Source organism: Streptomyces sp. NPDC035033, assembly GCF_040636735.1.
In the GTDB taxonomy this organism is placed as follows: Bacteria; Actinomycetota; Actinomycetes; order Streptomycetales; family Streptomycetaceae; genus Streptomyces.
Window position 1 is genome coordinate 1 of record NZ_JBEZUZ010000029.1, and the last position, 14,828, is coordinate 14,828.

Annotated in this window: 16 protein-coding genes; 8 read left to right on the forward strand and 8 right to left on the reverse strand. The window is 74.4% G+C overall.

Translation table 11 applies throughout. The annotated features are described in order from the left end of the window. From AB0E83_RS14685 to AB0E83_RS14710, 6 genes are all read left to right on the forward strand, one after another. Window positions 1–1,008, forward strand: a 1,008-nt coding sequence (locus tag AB0E83_RS14685) for a vitamin B12 dependent-methionine synthase activation domain-containing protein (protein ID WP_362110257.1), incomplete at its 5' end; no start/stop codon positions are given. After that, window positions 1,005–1,868, forward strand: a complete 864-nt coding sequence (gene metF, locus AB0E83_RS14690; RefSeq protein ID WP_362110260.1) for a methylenetetrahydrofolate reductase [NAD(P)H] — start codon at window positions 1,005–1,007, stop codon at window positions 1,866–1,868. The genes AB0E83_RS14685 and metF, both read left to right, overlap by 4 nt. Continuing rightward, the gene (gene ahcY, locus AB0E83_RS14695; RefSeq protein WP_362110263.1) at window positions 1,861–3,255 is read left to right on the forward strand and encodes an adenosylhomocysteinase; all 1,395 of its coding nucleotides are present in this window, start codon (window positions 1,861–1,863) and stop codon (window positions 3,253–3,255) included. The genes metF and ahcY overlap by 8 nt, the downstream gene beginning before the upstream one ends. Window positions 3,256–3,261: 6 nt before the next feature. Continuing rightward, window positions 3,262–3,936, forward strand: coding sequence for a maleylpyruvate isomerase family mycothiol-dependent enzyme (locus AB0E83_RS14700; RefSeq protein WP_362110266.1), 675 nt, complete (start codon window positions 3,262–3,264; stop codon window positions 3,934–3,936). A 113-nt stretch (window positions 3,937–4,049) separates the two neighbouring features. Further along, window positions 4,050–4,361 (forward strand): DUF2087 domain-containing protein, encoded by a 312-nt coding sequence (locus AB0E83_RS14705; RefSeq protein WP_362110269.1) that lies wholly within the window; start codon window positions 4,050–4,052, stop codon window positions 4,359–4,361. Beyond that, window positions 4,358–4,969, forward strand: a complete 612-nt coding sequence (locus AB0E83_RS14710) for a LysE family transporter (RefSeq protein ID WP_362110272.1) — start codon at window positions 4,358–4,360, stop codon at window positions 4,967–4,969. Before AB0E83_RS14705 ends, AB0E83_RS14710 begins: the two co-directional genes overlap by 4 nt. Before the next feature lie 16 nt (window positions 4,970–4,985). Here the strand turns inward: AB0E83_RS14710 and AB0E83_RS14715 are convergent, their stop codons facing one another. Genes AB0E83_RS14715 through AB0E83_RS14735 form a run of 5 tightly spaced genes read right to left on the reverse strand, consistent with a single transcriptional unit; the run spans window position 4,986 to window position 10,221 of the window. Beyond that, on the reverse strand, window positions 4,986–6,119 hold the full coding sequence (locus tag AB0E83_RS14715) for an FAD-dependent monooxygenase (RefSeq protein ID WP_362110275.1): 1,134 nt from the start codon (window positions 6,117–6,119) through the stop codon (window positions 4,986–4,988). A gap of 43 nt (window positions 6,120–6,162) precedes the next feature. After that, a complete protein-coding gene (locus AB0E83_RS14720) occupies window positions 6,163–6,729 on the reverse strand; it encodes an ATP/GTP-binding protein (protein WP_362110278.1) in 567 nt (188 codons plus the stop codon). A gap of 5 nt (window positions 6,730–6,734) precedes the next feature. Further along, on the reverse strand, window positions 6,735–7,172 hold the full coding sequence (locus AB0E83_RS14725) for a DUF742 domain-containing protein (protein ID WP_362110281.1): 438 nt from the start codon (window positions 7,170–7,172) through the stop codon (window positions 6,735–6,737). After that, complete coding sequence (locus AB0E83_RS14730; RefSeq protein ID WP_362110284.1) at window positions 7,172–7,609, reverse strand: roadblock/LC7 domain-containing protein; 438 nt, start codon at window positions 7,607–7,609, stop codon at window positions 7,172–7,174. Before AB0E83_RS14730 ends, AB0E83_RS14725 begins: the two co-directional genes overlap by 1 nt. After that, window positions 7,606–10,221 carry a nitrate- and nitrite sensing domain-containing protein gene (locus AB0E83_RS14735; RefSeq protein WP_362110287.1) on the reverse strand — a complete coding sequence of 872 codons (2,616 nt, stop codon included), beginning with the start codon at window positions 10,219–10,221 and terminating at the stop codon, window positions 7,606–7,608. Before AB0E83_RS14735 ends, AB0E83_RS14730 begins: the two co-directional genes overlap by 4 nt. A gap of 129 nt (window positions 10,222–10,350) precedes the next feature. Here AB0E83_RS14735 and AB0E83_RS14740 point away from each other — a divergent pair, with 129 nt between their 5' ends. Then, complete coding sequence (locus tag AB0E83_RS14740; RefSeq protein ID WP_362110290.1) at window positions 10,351–11,679, forward strand: amino acid permease; 1,329 nt, start codon at window positions 10,351–10,353, stop codon at window positions 11,677–11,679. Here AB0E83_RS14740 and AB0E83_RS14745 read toward each other — a convergent pair. From AB0E83_RS14745 to AB0E83_RS14755, 3 genes are all read right to left on the reverse strand, one after another. Then, window positions 11,627–12,298: a TetR/AcrR family transcriptional regulator gene (locus tag AB0E83_RS14745; protein ID WP_362110293.1), complete on the reverse strand. Its 672-nt coding sequence runs from the start codon at window positions 12,296–12,298 to the stop codon at window positions 11,627–11,629. The genes AB0E83_RS14740 and AB0E83_RS14745 overlap by 53 nt on opposite strands. An 82-nt stretch (window positions 12,299–12,380) precedes the next feature. Next, complete coding sequence (locus AB0E83_RS14750; protein ID WP_362110296.1) at window positions 12,381–12,881, reverse strand: cupin domain-containing protein; 501 nt, start codon at window positions 12,879–12,881, stop codon at window positions 12,381–12,383. A gap of 47 nt (window positions 12,882–12,928) precedes the next feature. Further along, complete coding sequence (locus tag AB0E83_RS14755) at window positions 12,929–13,999, reverse strand: MFS transporter (RefSeq protein WP_362110299.1); 1,071 nt, start codon at window positions 13,997–13,999, stop codon at window positions 12,929–12,931. A gap of 232 nt (window positions 14,000–14,231) precedes the next feature. Here AB0E83_RS14755 and AB0E83_RS14760 point away from each other — a divergent pair, with 232 nt between their 5' ends. After that, complete coding sequence (locus AB0E83_RS14760) at window positions 14,232–14,798, forward strand: NADPH-dependent FMN reductase (RefSeq protein WP_362110302.1); 567 nt, start codon at window positions 14,232–14,234, stop codon at window positions 14,796–14,798. The last annotated feature ends 30 nt before the right edge of the window (window positions 14,799–14,828 follow it).

The following is a 14,828-nucleotide window of genomic DNA, read 5'->3' on the forward strand; positions in this document are numbered from 1 at the left end:
CGGGCCTACGTCGAACAGGACCTCCACGAGATCTACCAGGGCGAGGTCCGCTACGCCCGCGACGCCTTCGAGGGCCTGCGCCTCATGGACGCGCTGATGGCGGTGAAGCGGGGGGTGCCCGGGGCCGCGCTGCCCGCGCTGAAGCAGCGGCGGGTGCCGAAGCGGGAGACGCCCCTGGAGGTGCGGGAGCCCGAGCCGGCCGGGCGCTCGGACGTCGCCACCGACAACCCCGTCCCCGAGCCCCCCTTCCTCGGGACGAAGGTCGTCACCGGCATCCCGCTGGACGCGTACGCGCCCTGGCTCGACGAGGCCGCCCTCTTCAAGGGGCAGTGGGGGCTGAAGGACCCGGCGTCGATCGAGGCGGAGGGGCGGCCCCGGCTGCGGGCGCTGCTCGACCGGATCGCGCGCGAGGGGCTGGTCGAGGCGGCCGTCGTCCACGGCTGGTTCCCGTGCGTCTCCAAGGGCGACGACCTGATCGTCCTCGACGAGGACGGCCACGAGCGGACCCGGTTCACCTTCCCCCGGCAGCGGCGGGGCCGCCGCCTGTGCCTCGCGGACTTCCACCGCGCCGAGGAGTCCGGGGAGGTCGACGCCGTCGCGTTCCAGGTGGTCACCGTCGGATCGAGGATCGGGGAGGAGACCGCCCGGCTCTTCGCCGCCGACGCCTACCGCGACTACCTGGAGCTCCACGGCCTGTCCGTGCAGCTGGCGGAGGCGCTGGCCGAGTACTGGCACGCGCGGGTGCGGCGCGAGTGGGGGATCGGCGGCGCCGACCCGGCCGGCCTGGACGGCATGCTCCGCACCGAGTACCAGGGCTGCCGCTACTCCCTGGGCTATCCGGCCTGTCCGGACCTGGAGGACCGGGCGAAGATCGCCGAGCTGCTCCGCCCGGAGCGGATCGGGGTCGTGCTGTCGGAGGAGTACCAGCTCCACCCCGAGCAGTCGACGGACGCGATCGTCGTCCACCACCCGGAGGCGGGCTACTTCAACGCGGGAGGCCGCAGGTGAACCCCACCTTCTCCTTCGAGTTCTTCCCGCCGAGGACCGACCGGGGCGAGCGGACGCTGTGGGACGCGATCCGGCGGGTGGAGGCGCTGCGACCGGACTTCGTCTCGGTCACGTACGGTGCCGGCGGCTCCTCCCGGGACCGGACCATCGGGGTCACCCAGCGGATCGTCACCGAGACCACGCTCCGCCCGGTCGCCCACCTCACCGCCGTCGGCCACTCGGTCGCCGAACTGCGGGCGATCATCGGCCAGTACGCGGACGCGGGCGTCCGGGACGTGCTCGTGCTGCGCGGGGACCCGCCCGGCGACCCGCGCGGCCCCTGGACCCCGCACCCGGACGGCTTCCGGTACGCGTACGAGCTCGTCGAACTCGTCCGCTCGCTCGGCGACTTCAGGATCGGCGTCGCCGCCTTCCCCGAGGGCCACCCCCGGTCGGCGAGCCCGGAGAGCGACCTCGCGCACTTCGTCGCCAAGTGCAGGGCGGGCGCCGACTACGCCGTCACCCAGATGTTCTTCGACCCCGAGGACTACCTGCGGCTGCGGGACCGGGTCGCCGCCGCCGGCTGTGACACCCCGATCATCCCCGAGATCATGCCCGCCACCGACGTCCGCCAGATCCGCCGCTTCGCCGAACTCTCCGACGCGGCCTTCCCCGAAGACCTGGCCCACCGCCTGGAGGCGGCCAAGGACGATCCGGCGCGTGCTCACCGCATCGGCGTCGAGCACGCGGTCGGCATGGGCCTGCGCCTCCTCGACGAGGGCGCGCCGGGCCTGCACTACATCACCCTCAACAAGTCGACGGCGGCCCTGGAAATCCACCGGACCATCCTCAGCGCAAGGAGAGTTGCAGCTCATGTCTGACGTCACCGACTACAAGGTCGCCGACATCGGCCTCGCGGACTTCGGCCGCAAGGAGATCACCCTCGCCGAGCACGAGATGCCCGGCCTGATGGCGATCCGCCGCGAGTACGCCGAGGCCAGGCCGCTGGCCGGCGCCCGCATCACCGGCTCCCTGCACATGACGGTGCAGACCGCCGTCCTCATCGAGACCCTCGTCGCCCTCGGCGCCGAGGTCCGCTGGGTGTCCTGCAACATCTACTCCACCCAGGACCACGCGGCCGCCGCGATCGCCGCCGCCGGGATCCCGGTCTTCGCCTGGAAGGGCGAGACCCTGGAGGAGTACTGGTGGTGCACCGAGCAGGCCCTGACCTGGCCCGGCGGCGAGGGCCCGAACATGATCCTGGACGACGGCGGGGACGCCACGCTCCTCGTCCACAAGGGTGTGGAGTACCTCAAGACCGGAGTCCTGCCGGAGGCCGAGAACGAGGAACTGGCCGTCGTGCGCGCCCTGTTGGAGAAGAGCCCGCTTGACTGGACGGCGCTCGCCGCCGGCATCCGGGGCGTCACGGAAGAGACGACGACGGGCGTCCACCGCCTGTACGAGATGCACCGCGCGGGGCAGCTCCTCTTCCCGGCGATCAACGTGAACGACGCCGTGACGAAGTCGAAGTTCGACAACAAGTACGGCTGCCGCCACTCCCTGATCGACGGCATCAACCGCGCCACCGACGTCCTCATCGGCGGCAAGACGGCCGTGGTCTGCGGCTACGGCGACGTCGGCAAGGGCTGCGCCGAATCCCTGCGCGGCCAGGGCGCCCGGGTGATCGTGACGGAGATCGACCCGATCTGCGCGCTGCAGGCGGCGATGGACGGCTACCAGGTGACGACCCTGGACGAGGTGGTGGAGACGGCCGACATCTTCATCACGACGACGGGCAACAAGGACATCATCATGGCCTCGGACATGGCCAGGATGAAGCACCAGGCGATCGTCGGGAACATCGGCCACTTCGACAACGAGATCGACATGGCCGGCCTCGCCAAGGTCCCCGGCATCGTCAAGGACGAGGTCAAGCCGCAGGTCCACACCTGGACGTTCCCCGACGGCAAGGTCCTCATCGTCCTGTCCGAGGGCCGCCTGCTGAACCTCGGCAACGCGACCGGTCACCCGTCGTTCGTGATGTCGAACTCCTTCGCGGACCAGACCCTGGCCCAGATCGAGCTGTTCACGAAGCCGGAGCAGTACCCGACCGACGTGTACACGCTGCCCAAGCACCTGGACGAGAAGGTCGCCCGCCTCCACCTCGACGCCCTGGGCGTGAAGCTGACGACCCTCCGCCCGGAGCAGGCCGCCTACATCGGCGTCGAGGTCGAGGGTCCGTACAAGCCGGACCACTACCGCTACTGAGCCCGCATGTGTACCGACTGTCTGCCCGCCGAACGCGACCCCTGGCTCCCGGACCGCCTCCTGCGGACGGAACGGGACCTGCTGATGCCGCTGCTGCGCCGCACCCCCGAGGAGGCGTACGAGCTCCGCACCGCCTGCCCCGGCTGGACGGCCCGGCAGGTCCTCGCCCACTGCGGGGCGGCACTGGTGCGGATCGTGGAGGGGCGCCTCGAAGAGGGCGTCTTCCTGCCCGAGGCCAACGCCTGCGACGTGGCGGAACGGGAGGACTGGCCGCTCGGCCGGATCCTGGACGAGCTGGAGCGGGGGATGACCGAGGCGGGTCCGGTGATCGCCGGGCACGAGGACGGGCGGCTCGACGCGGTCGCCCTCGGGGAGTGGGTGCACGCGGGGGACGTCCGGGAGGCGTTCGGCGAGCCGGGCGCCTACTGCGGCGACTCCCTCGCCCTCGCCCTCCCGCTGCTCGCCGTGACCAGCCGCCGGCGGGAGACCCCGCGCCTGGTCGGCCGGCTGGCCGACCACGCCGGGGAGGTGGCCCTCGGCAACGAGATCGAGGGCCGCCCGCCGGCCGTCTTCCACGGCGACGCGGCCACCCTCATCCGCATCTACGCGGGCCGCCCCCTGGTCCGCACCCGCTACGCCCTCACCGGCGCGACCGAACAGGAACTCCTGATCTACCGCTGAGCCCCCGCCCCGCCCCGGGCCCCGCCCCGTTCGGTCCGCGTCGCGGGGCGGGGTCCTTCGCGGGGCGGGAAAACCCTTTGCGGGGCGGCGAGCCGGGCCGCCACCCTTCCCCCATGAGCAGTCATCCTTCCCCCCGCCCCGTGGCGGACCTGTTCGCCGCCGACGGGCGGCTCGTCGCGATCCCGCGCCGCCCGGCCCGCCGCGCGGCGCTCCTCGCCCACCTCGCCGAGACCCTCTTCGAGACCGGCCGCGTCTACCGCGAGGCCGAGGTCAACGAGGCGCTGAAGACCGTCCACGCGGACTTCCCGGCCCTCCGCCGGTACCTCGTCACCGGCGGTTTCCTGGCCCGGACGAAGGACGGCGCGGCCTACCACCGACAGCAGACGGCCCCGCTCCCCGGAGGCGCGATCCCCGCCGTCGCGTGACCGGCGCGGCGGTGGCCGGCCTGCTGGCCGGCTACGGCATCGCGGTCCCGGTGGGCGCCGTCGGCGCGCACCTGGTGGCGGTCGCGGCCCGCAGCCCGTGGCGTACGGGAGCGGGCGCGGCGCTCGGCGTCGCGACGGCGGACGGGGTGTACGCCCTGGTCGCGGTCGCCGGCGGGGCCGCCCTCGCCCCGCTCCTCGCGCCGGTGGCGACGCCCCTGCGCTGGGCGTCCGTCCTCGTCCTGCTGGTCCTCGCGGCGGCCTCGGCCCGTACCGCGATCCGCGCGCACCGCGCCGGCACCCCGGTGGCGGACCGGCCGGCGACGGCCCCGCACCGGGCGTTCTGGGCCTTCCTCGGCCTCACGATCCTGAACCCGATGACGGTCCTGTACTTCACGGCCCTCGTCCTGGGCGGCCACGTCACGACGGGCCCGGCCGAGGCGGCCGTCTTCGTCGCCGCCGCCTTCGCCGCCTCGGCGAGCTGGCAGCTCCTCCTGGCCTCCACCGGCACCCTCCTCGGGCACGCCCTGACGGGCGCCCGCGCCCGGCTCCTGACGGGGCTGGCGTCGAGCGCCCTGATCGCGGTCCTGGCGGTGGGGCTGGTGGTGTGAGCCCCGGCCCGGCGGTCTAGTAGGGCTGGGCCAGGACGTGCGCGGCGCCCGGGATGCCGACCTTCAGGAGCTCGTCCTCCTCGGGCGTCGTCGCCGTGCCCGTCTCCTGCTTGAGGACGGCGCGGGACAGCGCCTGCACCCACAGCGCGCGGGGGCGGCGGCGCGCCTCCCAGGCGGCGAGGGCGGCGGGCACGGTCTCCTCGTCGCGCAGCGAGTCGGCGAGGACGAGGGCGTCCTCGACGGCCATCGCCGCGCCCTGCGCGAGGTGCGGGGTGGAGGCGTGGGCGGCGTCGCCGGCGAGGACGACCCGGCCGACGTGCCACGGGTCGTCGACGGTCACCTGCGAGATGCGGGTGTGGACGACGGACGCCGGGTCGGTGACGGAGGCGAGCGCCTCGGCGACCGGTCCGGAGAACACCGCGAGCCGCTTCGCCAGCTCCTCGTGCGCGGTCTCCGGGTCGGGGCGGTACTCCTCGTCCTCGGCGAACACCGCGCCCAGGTACATGAGTTCGTCGGTGATCGGGGTGAGGAGGGCCTTCGCCTCCGGCCCGGCCATGCACATCACGACGCCGCGCACCCGCGGGAGGCGGGGCACGGTGACCCGCCAGTTGGCGAAGCCGGTGTACTCGGGGGTGTGGCGGTCGCCGTAGAGGCGGGTGCGGAGCGGGGAGCCGATGCCGTCGAAGCCGACGACGAGGTCCCAGCGGCCGGCGGAGCCGTCGGTGAGGGTGACGTCGACGCCGCTGCCGTCGTCGGTGAGGGTGTCGATCGTGGCGCCGAAGCGGAGCGTGGCGCCGGCCCCGCGGGCGGCGTCGGCGAGGAGGGCGGCGAGCGCGGGCCGGGGGATGCCGTTGGCGGGCGGGGCGCCGTCCATGCGGGGCTGCGGGATCTCGGCGCGCGGGGTGCCGGCCGGGTCGGCGATGGTGAGGACCTCCCACTCGAAGCCGGCCGCGAGGCAGGCGTCGAGGAGACCGGCCTCGCGCATGACGTGCAGGGCGTTGGAGGGCTGGATGATGCCGACGCCGAGCGCGTCGAGCGCGTCGCGGACCTCGGCGACCTCCACGGTGTGGCCGCGCCGGGCGAGCAGGGTGGCGAGGGTGAGCCCGCCGATGCCGCCGCCGTGGACGAGGACGCGCAGGGGTGATGCCATCTCGGGTGCCTCCAGGGGCGTTCGGGGTACGGAGGGGGAAGGGTCAGGCCGGGGCCGGGAGGCTCATGAGGTGGTCGACGAGGGCGAGGAGGGTCTCCTTGCCGAACGCGCGTTGCCGGACGTCGCCGATGAGCAGGGGCACGTGCGGGTCGAGGTCGAGCGCGGCCCGGATCTCCTCCGCCGTGCGGGTGTGGTGGCCGTGGAAGCAGTTGATGGCGACGACGAAGGGGATGGCGCGGCTCTCGAAGAAGTCGATGGAGGCGAAGCTCGTCTCCAGGCGCCGGGTGTCGGCGATGACGACGCCGCCGAGGGCGCCGTGCACCAGGTCGTTCCACATGAACCAGAAGCGTTCCTGGCCGGGGGTGCCGAAGAGGTAGACGACCAGTTCGTCGCTGACGGTGATGCGGCCGAAGTCCAGGGCGACGGTGGTGGTCTCCTTGGCGCCGACGCCCGCGAGGTCGTCCACGCCGACGGAGGCGGTGGTCAGGTACTCCTCGGTGCGCAGCGGGGTGACCTCGCTGACCGCGCCGACGAGGGTGGTCTTGCCGACGCCGAAGCCGCCGGCGACGAGGATCTTGACGGCGGCGGGGGCCGTCCCGTGGGTGGTCATGGGTGTCAGAGTCTCCGGATTCCGTCGCGGACGGCGGCCAGCAGGCCGTGCGGGGCGCCCCCGGCGGCCCGGGCCATCGACAGCGGTGCCCGGGCGGTGAGCAGGCCGAGGCCCACGAGGTCGCCCAGCAGGATCTTGGTCACCGATACGGGGAGGCCGAGGGCGGCGGCGACCTCGGCGACCGCCAGGGGGCGCCGGCAGCGGTCGAGGATCAGCCGGTGCTCGGGCTGGAGCCGCTGGGGGCGGAGCGGCCGGCCGAACTCGTCGACGGGCTCCTCGACGGTCGTGACCACCGTGATGAGGGTGAAGTCGTCCCGCTCGGGCGCGGTCCGGCCGCGGGTGACGGTGTAGGGGCGGACCATGCTGCCCGCCGCGTCCTCGTACCCGTCGTCCTCGGGACCGTCGTGCCCGTACGGGTCCCCGGTGTGCCGGCCGGTGGTCATCAGCGGGGACCGGGCGCGGTGCCGAAGGCGTCGAAGTCGGACCGGGCGGGCGTGCCGAGCTTCTGGCCGACCTGCTGGACGAGGTTGTGCATGGCCAGCGACATGACCTCCGCGTCCACCTCCTGGGAGGCGACGACGGCGAGGTGGGTGCCCTGGCCGGCGGAGACGATGAACAGCCACAGGTCGGAGAGTTCGACGATCACCTGGTGCACGGCGCCGCCGTCGAAGAGCTGGCCGACGCCGCGGGCCAGGCTCTGCTGGCCGGTGCAGATCGCGGCGAGCCGCTCGGCGGAGGCGCGGTCGAGGGACCGCGAGTGGCTGACGACGAGGCCGTCGTCGGAGAGCAGGACGGCGCTGCGGGTCTCGGCCACGGACTCCACCAGGCCGTCGAGCAGCCAGTCCAGCTCCTGGTGGGTGGCGGTGGTACGGGGGGTCATGACCAGTCTTCTCTCGTGGAGGGGGCGGGGGAGGGGGGTTCGGTCCGGGCGCGGGCCTCGCGGGACCGGCGCTGGAACGCGCCGATCGTCGCCCCGGCCCGGCGGGGCGCGGGCCGCAGCAGCGGGTCGGCCCGCCAGTCCGGCGGGGGAGCGGCCGGGGTCCGCCCCGCGGCCGGGTCGACCCGCAGCTCCTCGGCGAGGCTCGCCTGCCGCACCCGGCGCGGCAGCGGCTGCTGGGGGACGCCGGGACGGGCCGCGGGCGCGGGGGAGTGCGGCGCCGGCCCGGGCGCGTACGGCACCGGCTCCGGCGTCGGGGCGTACGGTTCCGGCTCCGTCGCGTAGGGCGCTGAGGCGTACGGCTCCGGCGCGTACGGCTCCGGCTCCGGGGCCGGGGCGGCGTACGGCTCCGCGGCGTACGGCTCCGGCTCCGGCGCGTACGGCTCCGGCGTCCCGTACGGGAACGGTTCGGCGGGCCGGGTGTGCCGTCCGGTCACCTCGGCGAGGGCCCGGCCCCGGCCGCGGCTGGGCAGGGGGGCCTCCTCGGGCGCCGGGGGCACGGGCCCGGCGGCGGGCGGGGACGGCAGCGGCGTGACGTCCCGCGGGGCGTCGGGCGCGGTCTCCGCGGGGCCGACGACGTGCTCGTGGGGGACGAGGACGACGGCGCGGGTGCCGCCGTAGGCGGAGGAGCGGAACTCGACCCGGAGGCCGTACTGGGCGGCGAGGCGGGAGACGACGTGCAGGCCGAGCCGGATGTCCTCGGTGCGGGCGAGGAGGTCCATCCGGGGCGGCCGGGCCATCAGCGCGTTGAGCTCGGCGAGCTGGTCGTCCTCCATGCCGAGGCCCCGGTCCTCGACCTCGATGGCGAGGCCGCGGCTGACGTGGGCGGCGCGGACCTCGACGGGGCTGGGCGGCCGGGAGAAGGTGAGGGCGTTCTCGACGAGTTCGGCGAGGACGTGGGTGACGGGGCCGACCGCGCGCGGCGCGATCCAGGGGCTGCCGTCGAGGTCGAGCACGACCCGCCGGTAGTCCTGCACCTCGCCCTGGGCGGAGCGCAGGACGTCGAGCAGCGGGACGGGCCGGCGCCAGCGGCGGTGCGGGGCGCCGCCGGCGAGGATGACCAGGTTCTCCTCGTACCGGCGCAGGCGCGCGGTGAGGTGGTCGAGGTCGAAGAGGTCCTCCAGGAGCTCGGGGTCCTCGTGCTGGTGCTCCAGGGCGTCGAGCTTCTTCAGCTGCTGGCCGATGAGCTGCTGGGTGCGGCGGGCGATCCGCTGGAGGAGCCGTTCGAAGCCGCGGTGCTGGTCGGACTGGCGGACGGCGGCTTCGAGGGCGCTGGTGCGGGCGAGGTTCAGGGCCTCGCCGAGGTGGGTGAGTTCGTCGTCGACGCGGTCGTCCTCGTCCTGCCGGATGCGCCGGGCCTCGGTCTCGACGTCGACGCGTTCGCCCTGGGCGAGCCGTTCGACGAGGTCGGGGAGGCTGCGCTCCAGCGCCTCGGCCTGTTCGCGGAGCCGGCCGATGCGGCGGCGGAGGGCGCGGGTGAGGCGCCAGGTGACGGTGATGACGGCGACGACGGCGAGCAGGCCGATGACGGTGGTGAGCGCCATCCTGCGGAGCAGGGCCATGACGCTGCCCTTGCCCTCCTCGACGACGAGGGCGGTGCGGTGCTGGAGCAGGGCCTCGACGCGGTCGTCGAGGACGTCGACGGAGGCGCGCCAGGTCCCCTCGTCGGCGGTGAGGGGCACGGAGCCGGTGGAGGCGGTCCGGCCGGGGGCGAGGATCGCGTTCTCGGCGGCGGTCTTGGCCTTCCACTCCGGGCTGTCGGTGATCGCGTTCCACATCGCCTTCTCGTCGGCCGGGAGGTAGGGCACGACGGAGGAGGAGACGACGAGCGGCTGTGCGGAGACGACCTGCCGGAACTCGGCGAACTCGCGGGCGCTGAGGCTGCGGTCGGCCCAGCCGCGGGCGAGCAGGGCGTCCGAGCGGGAGATCATCTCCTTGACCCGGAAGAGGTCGACGAGCGGCTGCGAGAGCGTGGTGATGCGCCCGTTGTCGACGTGGCTGAGGGCGGCGAAGAGGTCGAGGTCGACGGCGATGAGGTCGGTGTAGTAGTCGTACACGGCCTGCTGCTGGTCGTCGTCGCCGCTGTCGACGAGGGCGCGCTGGGCGTCGAGCCGGGCGATCGCCGCGCGGGCGGCGGCGACGGCGTCCAGGACCTCCCGGGGGGCGCCGTCCTCGGAGACGTCCGAGAGCGTCTGGAACTCCCGGACGGCCTCGTCGGTCCGCCCCCGCTGCTCCTTGAGGGCGGCGGCGGCGCCGCGCCGTCCGGCGAGCACCTCGGCGCTCAGCCGCCGTTCCTCCTGGAGGCTGTAGTAGACGAGGTTGGAGGGCTGTCCCGCCTTCTCGGCGAGCAGGCCCTGGCCGGCCTGGCGCTGGAAGTCGAGGAAGACCTGGCCGCTGGTGACGGCCCAGAGGGCGATCAGGGCGAGGGCCGGGACGAAGGCGATGACCAGCAGGGTCCGGCCCAGCGACAGGGAGGACGTCCTGCGGGGCCGCTCGGGTGTGCGCTTGCGCAGGGCATGCTCCTCGACAGAGAACGGATGACACCGTTCGAACACCGCACGTGCATCGACGCGTGCATATTAGTCACCTCCCGATCACAACTGATCGGGAGGTATGCGGAACGAACCATTCCTGTCGGTCACTTGAGGGACCATCAGGCAGAACGGGCGGAAAACGGGGAGCACATGACGGTACGGGGACTGACGTCCGGGCTGCGCCGGAGACACCTCGCGATGATCGCGCTCGGCGGGGCCGTCGGCGCGGGGCTCTTCGTGGGATCGGGGGTGGGCATCGCCGCCGCCGGGCCCGGCGTCCTCGTCTCGTACGTCCTCGCCGGGCTGCTCACCGTGCTGGTGATGCGGATGCTCGGCGACCTGTCCGCCGAGCGGCCGGTGACCGGCTCCTTCGCGGAACACGCGCGGCGGGCCTTCGGCGGCTGGGCCGGGCTGCTGGCCGGCTGGATGTACTGGGCGCTGCTCGTCGTCAGCGTCGCCGCCGAGGCGATCGGCGCGGCCCGGATCGCGCACGACCGGCTGCCCGCCGTGCCCCCGTGGGCGTGGGTCGCCGTCTTCATGACCGTCTTCACCGCCACCAACCTCGGCGGCGTGCGCCGCTTCGGCGAGCTGGAGTTCTGGTTCGCCGGCCTGAAGATCGCCGCCATCGGCTGCTTCCTGCTGCTCGGCGCGGCCGCCCTGGCCGGCCTGCTCGGCGGCTTCGCCTCCCCGGGGGCGGCCCACCTCACCGGCGACGGCGGCTTCCTGCCGCACGGCTGGCACGGCGTCGCCGTCGGCACGATCGCCGCCGTCTTCGCCTTCGGCGGCCTGGAGACCGTCACCATCGCCGCCGCCGAGTGCGAGGAGCCGGCCCGCGCCGTCCGCTCCGGCGTCCGCGCCGTCATGTGGCGGGTCGCCGTCTGCTACCTCGGCTCGATGGCCGTCATCGTGGCCCTCGTCCCCTGGAACGCGCCCGGCGTCGCCGAAGGCCCGTACACCGCCGTCATGGAACGCCTCGGCGTCCCCGGCGCCGCCGACGTCATGAGCGCGGTCGTCCTGATCGCCCTGCTCTCCGCGATGAACGCCAACGTCTACGGCGCCTCCCGCGTGCTGTACGCCCTCGTCGGCCGCGGCGACGCGCCGCCCGCCCTCGGCCGGGTCCGCGCCGGCGTCCCGTACGCCGCCGTCCTGGCCTCCGCCGCCTTCGGCTTCGGCTCCGTCGTGCTGAGCCTGCTGTGGCCGCGCACGGTCTTCCCGTTCCTGCTGAACTCGATCGGCGCGGCGATCCTGATCGTCTGGGCCCTGATCGCCGGCTCCCACCTGCGGCTGCGCGGCCCCTCCGCCCGCTCGCTCGCGGCGCTCGCCGGCATCGGGGCCGTCCTCCTCTTCATGGCCGGCGACCCCGCGACCCGCACCCAGCTGCTCACCACCGGCGGGTGGGCGGCGGCGCTGCTCGCCGTGGCGGCGGTCAGGCGCCGGTGGCGTACCGCGCCAGGAAGAGATCCACTCCCGAGCCGATGATCCGCTCCAGCTCGGCCTCCTCGATCTCCGCCTCCGGCGAGAAGGTCCGCACGAGCTGCGGCACCCCGACCGTCGCCCCGACCAGCTGCTGCACCGCCAGCTTCGGGTCCGGCACGTCGAGGACGCCCCGCGCGTCCAGCTCGGTGAACGCCTCGATCAGCGGCCCGTTGTTCATGTCGTAGCTGACCCGGTACCAGAGCTGCCCCAGCTGGGGGAACCGGTCGATCTCGCCGATCACGAGCCGCCGCAGCGACATGATGTCCGGCCGCAGCAGGATCCGCGCCCAGTCCGTCGTCAGCCGCACCAGCGCGGAGCGGAGGTCGGGCGCGTCGGCGACGGTCGAGTTGGCCGGCTCCAGGTCGGCGTACGTCTTCGGCAGCACCCCGCCGATGACCGCGAGGAACAGCCGCTCCTTGCTGCCGAAGTGCTTGTAGATCGTCGCCTTCGACACCCCGGACCGGGCGGTGATCGCGTCCATCGACGCCGCCGAGTACCCCTCCGCCAGGAACTCGGCCAGCGCCGCGTCGATGATCGCCTGCCGCTTGCGCGAGGCCGCGTCGGCGGGGTCCGGGATGACGGGGATCCCGTACTCGTCGAGCACGTCCTTGCTGGCGGCCATGGCGGTACGTCCTCGGGCTGGGGGAAAGGGGTGGTCCAGTATATGAACTGAACGGTTCGGTCTGCAAAGACCGGCTCCGGTCTCAGACGAAGAAGCTGTCGTGCTTCACCAGGAACGCGGCCCGGTCCGCCTCGCTCATCCCCGCCAGATCGCCGATCCGCTCGAAGTACTCCTCCCGGGGCGCGCCCGGCGCGAACAGCATCAGCATCGACGCCGGCTCGCCGGACTCGTTCCGGAAGGCGTGCAGCCCGCCGACGGGCACGTACAGGTGGTCGCCGGAGGTGGCGTCCACCCACCGCTCCCCGTCGAACAGCCGGACCGTCCCGGAGAGCACGAAGAACGCCTCCGACATCGCCTTGTGGAAGTGCGTGCGGGGCCCGGCCGACTCCGGGCCCATGTCCACCCGGTAGAGGCCGTACTCCCCCTGGGTGGAGAGGGTGGTGGAGAGGTAGTGGTACGCGGCGGGCGCGGCGCCCGTCGCGACGAAGTCGGGCGGGGCGGTGGCGGGCCGGAACCGGGCGCTGACCTCGCCGTGGTCACCGGAGTAACGGGGGTCGGGGTAGCGGGGGTCGGGGTAGGACATGACGACTCCGTTCGAGCGTGGGTGCGGGGGTTCAGGGGTGCGGGGGTTCAGAAGAGGGAGGCGGCGAGCGCCGGGCCGGCGGCCACGCCGGCGAGGAACGCGAAGTTGAACAGGCCGACGGCGGTGTCGTGCAGGGACTCCGGCAGCCCCTCGGCGGAGGCGCCCGTGAGCAGCCCCTGGCCGGCGGCCGTGGCGAGCGAGCTCACCCCGGAGCCGAGCAGGACGACCCAGGCCCAGGGCCCGGCCGCGGCGAGCACGACGGCGAGGACGCCCCCGCCGGCGAGGACCCACCACCGGGCCCCGGCCCGGACGAGCCCCCAGGAGAGCAGCGCCCCGGCGAGCGCGGCGACGGAGGCGTACGCGCCGGTCTGCACGGCGCCCCAGCCGGTGAGGCCGACGACCCGCCGGGGCCCGGCGTACATGAGGCCGAAGTTGACGGTGGAGAGGAGGAGGATCAGCCCGGCGCGGGAGAGGAACCGGCCCGACCGCAGCACCCGCAGGACCCCCGCCGGTGCCGCCGCGCCCCCCGCCTCCTCCCGCGGCTCCGGCCGCAGGGCGCCCCGCGCCGCGAGCAGCGCCGGCAGGCTCAGCACCGGCAGCACCAGCGCCGCTCGCCAGTCGACCGCCGCCGCCACCGCCGCGCCGCCGAACAGCCCCGCCGTGCCGCCCGTCGCGCTGCCGATCGCGACGACCCCGGCGGTCCGGCCGCCCGGGTCCCGGGCGGCCAGCTGGAAGGCGGCGACGTTGAACCCGGCCGCGCCGGCCGCCAGCAGCCCCCGTCCGGCGAGCGCGGCGGCGAACCCGGGCACGCCCAGCACGAGCACCGTCCCCGCCACGACCAGTACGGAGGCCGCCCGCAGCGTCCCGCCCGGCCCCCGCCGCCGGCCCGCCGCGGTGAGCAGCGGCGTACCGGCGGCCATGCCGATCCCGAAGACCGTCAGGAGCCAGGCGGCGGCCCCGACGGAGACCCCGAGCGAGGCGGCGGCCTCGGGCACGACGAGCGCGGGCCCGGAGACCCCGGCGGCGGCCGGCGCGGCGAGGACGGCGAGCCCCGCGCCCCGGCCCCGCGCCTCCGCCTCCGCGACAGGGGGCGCGACCGCCCCGGCGCCGGCCGTCACGGCGTGCCGCCGACGGGTGTCCGGGCCGTCCGTCCGGCGCGGGCGACGGCTTGAGCGAGGGCCTGTGCGGTGGTGCCGGCTGCTGTGGTCATGCGGCGAGAGAACTACACCGTTCGGTTCACTGTCAAGACTGAACGGTTCGGTTGACGTTCTGAACCGTTCGGTTTACGTTCATGGCCGTCGAGACGCCGCCCGGCGTCACCGCCGACCACCTGCTCCCCGGGGGGACTTCATGACCGCCACCGTGCTCGCCGTCTCCGGCTCGCTCCGCGCCGACTCGTACAACACGCTCCTGCTGCGCGCCGCCCGCAAGTTCAACCCCGGCGGCCTCGACATCGAGATCTACGAGGACCTGCGCGAGATCCCGCCGTACGACCAGGACCTCGACCACCCCGACCGCCGCCCCGCCGCCGTGGCGGAGCTGCGCCGGCGGGCCGCCGAGGCGGACGGCATCCTCATCGCCACCCCGGAGTTCAACTACTCGGTCCCCGGCGTCCTCAAGAACGCCCTCGACTGGATCTCCACCGACTGGACCGGCACCGAGGGCCTCCCGCTGCACCGCAAGCCGATCGCGATCCTCGGCGCCGCCCCCACCAACTTCGGCACGGTCCGCGCCCAGTTGGCGCTCCGCCAGGTCTTCGTCTGGACCGACAGCGACGTCGTCGTCAAGCCGGAGGTCCACCTCTTCCGCGCGCACGAGCGCTTCGACGCGGACGGCAACCTGACGGACGAGGTCTCCATCGGCCTCCTCCGCGAGCTCCTGACCGCCCTCCGCTCGAAGATCGAGGCCCGGTCGTGACGAGCACCGCCCGCTCGGCCCGGCGGTCCG

Coding starts and splice junctions, on each gene's coding strand:
- ahcY (WP_362110263.1), top strand. CDS start 1,861: ATGTCTGACGTCACCGACTACAAGGTCGCCGACATCGGCCTCGCGGAC.
- AB0E83_RS14700 (WP_362110266.1), top strand. CDS start 3,262: ATGTGTACCGACTGTCTGCCCGCCGAACGCGACCCCTGGCTCCCGGAC.
- AB0E83_RS14705 (WP_362110269.1), top strand. CDS start 4,050: ATGAGCAGTCATCCTTCCCCCCGCCCCGTGGCGGACCTGTTCGCCGCC.
- AB0E83_RS14715 (WP_362110275.1), bottom strand. CDS start 6,119: ATGGCATCACCCCTGCGCGTCCTCGTCCACGGCGGCGGCATCGGCGGG.
- AB0E83_RS14720 (WP_362110278.1), bottom strand. CDS start 6,729: ATGACCACCCACGGGACGGCCCCCGCCGCCGTCAAGATCCTCGTCGCC.
- AB0E83_RS14725 (WP_362110281.1), bottom strand. CDS start 7,172: ATGACCACCGGCCGGCACACCGGGGACCCGTACGGGCACGACGGTCCC.
- AB0E83_RS14730 (WP_362110284.1), bottom strand. CDS start 7,609: ATGACCCCCCGTACCACCGCCACCCACCAGGAGCTGGACTGGCTGCTC.
- AB0E83_RS14740 (WP_362110290.1), top strand. CDS start 10,351: ATGACGGTACGGGGACTGACGTCCGGGCTGCGCCGGAGACACCTCGCG.
- AB0E83_RS14745 (WP_362110293.1), bottom strand. CDS start 12,298: ATGGCCGCCAGCAAGGACGTGCTCGACGAGTACGGGATCCCCGTCATC.
- AB0E83_RS14750 (WP_362110296.1), bottom strand. CDS start 12,881: ATGTCCTACCCCGACCCCCGCTACCCCGACCCCCGTTACTCCGGTGAC.
- AB0E83_RS14760 (WP_362110302.1), top strand. CDS start 14,232: ATGACCGCCACCGTGCTCGCCGTCTCCGGCTCGCTCCGCGCCGACTCG.